This is a genomic window from Mesorhizobium sp. M7A.F.Ca.ET.027.03.2.1 (assembly GCF_003999175.1).
Lineage (GTDB): Bacteria > Pseudomonadota > Alphaproteobacteria > Rhizobiales > Rhizobiaceae > Mesorhizobium.
In genome coordinates, this window is record NZ_RZOM01000455.1 from 1 (window position 1) to 4,671 (window position 4,671).

4 protein-coding genes and 1 pseudogene are annotated in these 4,671 nt (G+C 64.6%); 3 read left to right on the forward strand and 2 right to left on the reverse strand.

What is annotated here, in order from left to right; translation table 11 throughout:
• A partial coding sequence (locus EN750_RS19540; RefSeq protein WP_127397379.1) for a cation:dicarboxylase symporter family transporter occupies window positions 1-443 on the reverse strand: 443 nt, incomplete at its 3' end.
• A gap of 152 nt (window positions 444-595) precedes the next feature.
• Here EN750_RS19540 and EN750_RS19545 point away from each other — a divergent pair.
• The 3 genes from EN750_RS19545 to EN750_RS19555 are packed head-to-tail and all read left to right on the forward strand — an operon-like array spanning window position 596 to window position 4,381.
• Window positions 596-2,569, forward strand: a complete 1,974-nt coding sequence (locus tag EN750_RS19545) for a sensor histidine kinase (RefSeq protein WP_245482745.1) — start codon at window positions 596-598, stop codon at window positions 2,567-2,569.
• Entirely contained in the window at window positions 2,566-3,969 is a 1,404-nt protein-coding gene (locus EN750_RS19550) for a sigma-54 dependent transcriptional regulator (protein WP_127397380.1), read from the forward strand. Before EN750_RS19545 ends, EN750_RS19550 begins: the two co-directional genes overlap by 4 nt.
• Window positions 3,953-4,381, forward strand: a complete 429-nt coding sequence (locus tag EN750_RS19555; RefSeq protein WP_127397381.1) for a GNAT family N-acetyltransferase — start codon at window positions 3,953-3,955, stop codon at window positions 4,379-4,381. Before EN750_RS19550 ends, EN750_RS19555 begins: the two co-directional genes overlap by 17 nt.
• An 85-nt stretch (window positions 4,382-4,466) precedes the next feature.
• On the opposite strand, the pseudogene EN750_RS19560 reads toward EN750_RS19555, so the two are convergent.
• A pseudogene (locus EN750_RS19560) lies at window positions 4,467-4,671 on the reverse strand (hypothetical protein); the annotation flags it as partial.

Below are 4,671 nucleotides of genomic sequence, written 5' to 3' on the forward strand. Positions count from 1 at the left end.
ATGTTCATCAGGAAGCCGGTGACCGACTGGTCGTGCGCCTTGGCGGCGTAATTGCTGATGGTCGAGGCGTCGAGCGTCGCCGGGTCGATGTTGAAGCCGGCGCCCGGCTGCACGACATTGGCGACGACAAGGCCGATGATCAGAGCCAGCGTCGAAAAGGTGAGAAAATAGAGCATCGCCTTGCCGGCGACACGTCCGACCTTCTGCAGGTCGCTCATGCCGGCAATGCCCGTAGTCACGGTCAGGAAAATGACCGGGGCGATGATCATCTTGACCAGCTTGATAAAGGCGTCGCCGAGCGGCTTCATGCTCTCGCCGACCGACGGATAGAAATGGCCGAGCAGGATGCCGACGGTGATCGCGACGAGCACCTGCACGTAGAGTTGGGCATAGAAAGGCTTGCGCTGCGCGGCAAGCGCGCCTGATTGGTCTGCGATGTGCATCGAACTCTCCCTGGCCGGATGGGGCGGAGCGCCCTGCGTGACTTCTCCCATCGCGGCGCTCCGGTCGCACGCCGCTGCCAGGGAGTTTTGCAAGCGCTGTGCCAGTTCGCGGAAAGGCCGGAACCACGGGATTTCCGCCTTTGTCTGACGTCATGCGGCCAAAGCCTGTGCGGATTTCCGCACAGGCAGTGTTTGCCTGGGCGGATTTTCGCATTACACTGGCCGAAAGGCCGCGAGCAAAGGGGGGAGGGCAGACGCCGCAAGCAGGCACCGATAGCGGATTCCCTGGATTTGCCGGCCGTGGATTGCTGCGCGAGGCCGTGGCGCGGCTGCGCGATGGCCGCTGGGTTGCCGTGGTCGCCGCTCTTGCATTTCTGGCCGGCGCGATCGCCATTGCCGGGCGCATCGCCTCCGGCCAGGCGGCCGATAATCTGCGTGAGACGGCACTCGCCGCACTGCCGCTGGCGGCGGGAACCCTGACCGGCGAAATCGAAAAGCAGCGCTTGGTTCCACTGGTGTTGGCCAGAGACGATGCGGTGCGCGGCGCTCTGCGCCGGGCCGGAAAAATGAAAGAAAAGGCCCTCAACGACAAGCTCAAGTCGATTGCCGGCGATGCCTCGGCATCCGCCATCTACATCATCGATACGGCAGGCATCGCCATATCAGCCAGCAATGCCGACGAACCGGCGAGCTTTGTCGGCATCGATTACAATTTTCGGCACTATTTCCAGGAAGCGATGAGCAAGGGTGCTGCCAGCCAATATGGCCTCGGCACAATCAGCGGCAGACCGGGGCTGTACCTTGCCAGCCGCGTCGACGATGGCGGCAAGCCGCTCGGCGTTGCGGTGCTGAAGGTCGAACTCGACGGCGTCGAAGCCAATTGGCGTTCCAGCGGTTTCCTTGTGTTCATCACTGATGAACGCGGCGTGGTGCTGGCTACCAGCCAGCCCGACTGGCGGTTCCGTGCGCTGGCGCCACTGTCGGCCGAGGACACCGCCGCAGCCCACGAGCAGCTCCAATTGGCCGATGCAGGCTTCGAGCCGCTGCCGATCCGGCGCGGCGCTGGTGACGGCCTGGCGACGATCGACAACGCGGGAAAACCGCGCCAGTTCGTCGAGGTGGTGCAGGATTTGCCCGCTGCTGTTCCTGGCTGGCGTCTCTGGCTGCTCACTCCCGCCGACGCTGCTCTTTCATCGGCCGCCAACACGGCGCGGCTCACCACGCTGCTTGGTCTGCTGCTGATGGGCCTGCTTGCCTACGTGCTGACCCGGCGCCGGCGAACGCGCAGGCTGAGGCAGGAGGCGCTGGCGCGGATGAATGCCGAACTGGAGAGCCGAGTCAGCACGCGAACGGCCGAGTTGACCCGCTCCAACACCGCACTTGCCGGTGAAATCGCCGAGCGCGAGAATGCTGAAGCCAAGGTGCGCCGGCTGCGCGACGACCTCGCCCAGGCCAACCGGCTTTCCATCCTCGGCCAAATCGCCGCCGGCGTGGCGCACGAGATCAACCAGCCGGTCGCCGCTATCCGCACCTATGCCGAGAATGCGGGCCGCTTTCTCGAAACCGGCAAAACCGAACCGGCCAGCGGCAATCTGACGTCGATCGTGTCGATGACCGAGCGCATCGGCGCGATCACCGGCACCTTGCGCACTTTCGCCCGGCGGCCGGGTGTCGCCGCTTCGCCGCTGCCGGTGCGCGAAGCGATCGACGGTGCGCTGTCGCTGCTGTCCGGCCGCATCCGCGATTCCGGCGTGACCATCGTCAAGCCGCGCGGCACCGCCTCGCCGGCGGTCATGGCGAGCCGCATCCGGCTGGAGCAGATCCTGGTCAATCTGTTGCAGAATGCGCTGGACGCTATGAAGGACCAGCCCGATCCGCGCATCGAGATCGAGCTTGCCGAGCGCGACGACAGGGTGCTGATTTCGGTGCGCGACAACGGCCCAGGTCTCGGCCCGGAAGCAGCCGGCAATCTGTTCATGCCGTTCCAGACCACCAAGGAGAAGGGGCTTGGCCTCGGGCTGGTGATCTCGCAGGAGATCGCCCAGGAATTGGGCGGCACGCTGCGGCTCGATCCCGGCAATGGCATCGGCGCATCCTTCACCATCGATTTGAGGCGAATTGAATGATTGAGGGATCAGGGCTGGTGGCGCTCGTCGACGACGATGCGGACCTGCTGCACGCCACAACGCAATTGCTCGAGCTTGCCGGCTTCGCTGTGGTCGCGCGCGACGCCGCCGAGGCAGCGCTTGCCGTTGTCGACAGGACCTTTGAAGGCGTGGTGGTCAGCGACATCCGCATGCCGGGCATGAACGGGCTGCAGCTGTTCGATCGCATCAAGGCGATCGACCCGGACATACCCGTGATCCTGGTCACCGGCCATGGCGACGTCGAGCTCGCAGTGGCCGCGCTCAAGGACGGTGTCTACGATTTCATCTCGAAACCCTATGCCGGCGACCGCCTTGTCGAGGCGCTGAAACGGGCGAGTGAGAAGCGACGGCTGGTGATGGAGAACCGGCGGCTGCGCGAAGCCGCGGCCCTCGCCACTGACGGCCTGCCGCTGATCGGCGAGGCTCCTGCCATCAAGCGGCTGCGCGAGACCTTGCGCCAGATTGCCGACATGAACGTCGATGTGCTGGTCGAGGGAGAAACGGGAACCGGCAAGGAAGTGGTGGCGGACCTCCTGCACAGATGGGGGCGACGGCGCGCAAAACCCTTCGTGGCACTGAATTGCGGTGCGCTGCCGGAGACGGTCATCGAGAGCGAGTTGTTTGGCCATGAGGCGGGCGCGTTCACCGGCGCGCAGCGGCGGCGGATCGGCAGCATCGAGCATTCCAGCGGCGGCACGCTGTTTCTCGACGAGATCGAATCCATGCCGCCGGCGCTCCAGGTCAAGCTGCTGCGCGTGCTCGAAACACGCAGCCTCACTCCACTTGGCTCGAACGACATCAGGCGCATCGATCTCAGGGTCGTCGCCGCGACCAAGGTCGATCTGGGGCGGTCGGACCAACGCGGTGATTTTCGCGAGGATCTGTATTTTCGCCTTAACGTGGTGACGCTGCGCATCCCGCCGCTGCGCGAGCGTCGCGGCGATATCCCGATGCTGTTTGGGCATTTCCTCGGCAAGGCGGCAGAACGGTTCGGCCGGCCTGTCGCGAAGATGAACGCTGCGGTCAGCGATCATCTCCAGTCGCATGACTGGCCAGGCAATGTGCGCGAGCTTGCCCATTTTGCCGACCGTGTTGCGCTCGGCCTTGGTCCGGAAGATGAGAGGAGGGCGGTCTCCGCGCATTCGCCGGAGCCTACGGCAGCATTGCCAGAACGGGTCGGCCAATACGAAGCACAGCTCATCCGCGACGCGCTGCGCGACCATGGTGGCGAGGTGCGCAGCGCCATCGATGCGCTGGGCGTGCCGCGCAAGACCTTTTATGACAAGCTCAAGCGCTACGGCATTGCCGCATCAGAGTTTCGCAATGGCGGCGACGCCGACACGCAACCATCTCGGAAAAGCGATGAACACGACGCTTGAAACGACGGCAAATCCCTTGCCGGAAGAACTCGCCTTTCTCGGTGAACGGCTGACGGCGTTCAACGACGGTGATGTCGGCGCTTCCGAAAGGAAGGCGCTTGCCGTGTTCGTGCGCGACGAGGATGGCGCGGTCGTCGCCGGCATTTCGGGCTATACCGCCTGGGGCTGGCTATACGTGCAATGGCTCTGGGTCGATGAGCGGCTGCGCGGCCAGCACATGGCCGGCAAGATGCTGGATGCGGCCGAACACGAAGCGGTGGCGCGCGGCTGTCGAAACGCCTGGATCGACACCTTCAATCCGAACGCCGCCAAGGTCTACCAGCGTCAGGGTTACGAGCCCTTTGGAACGCTTGCCAATTTCCCTATCGGCCGCAGCCGCATCTTTCTACAGAAGAGGCTGGCGTTGGCCTGATCCATCCCGGCAGAACCGGGATGGACTGTCTTCCTGTCTGACCCGCAATCCGAACGAAGCTTTGAGGTTATGGTCCGGCGGACCGCTACTCGGCCGGAACCAGGCCTGGGTCTCCCATCGGGCTTGCTCTGGTTTCCTTGCGTGCCGACGCACGGGCGAGCACGCTTTGGCGGTTTACGGATCTGCGCTCGGCATCGATGCGATGGATCAGGATTTCCGCACGCTCGATCGACCCGAGCAGGGCCAGGATCGTGCCGCGTTCGGCGGCACGATCCTGGCCCTGCTCGGGT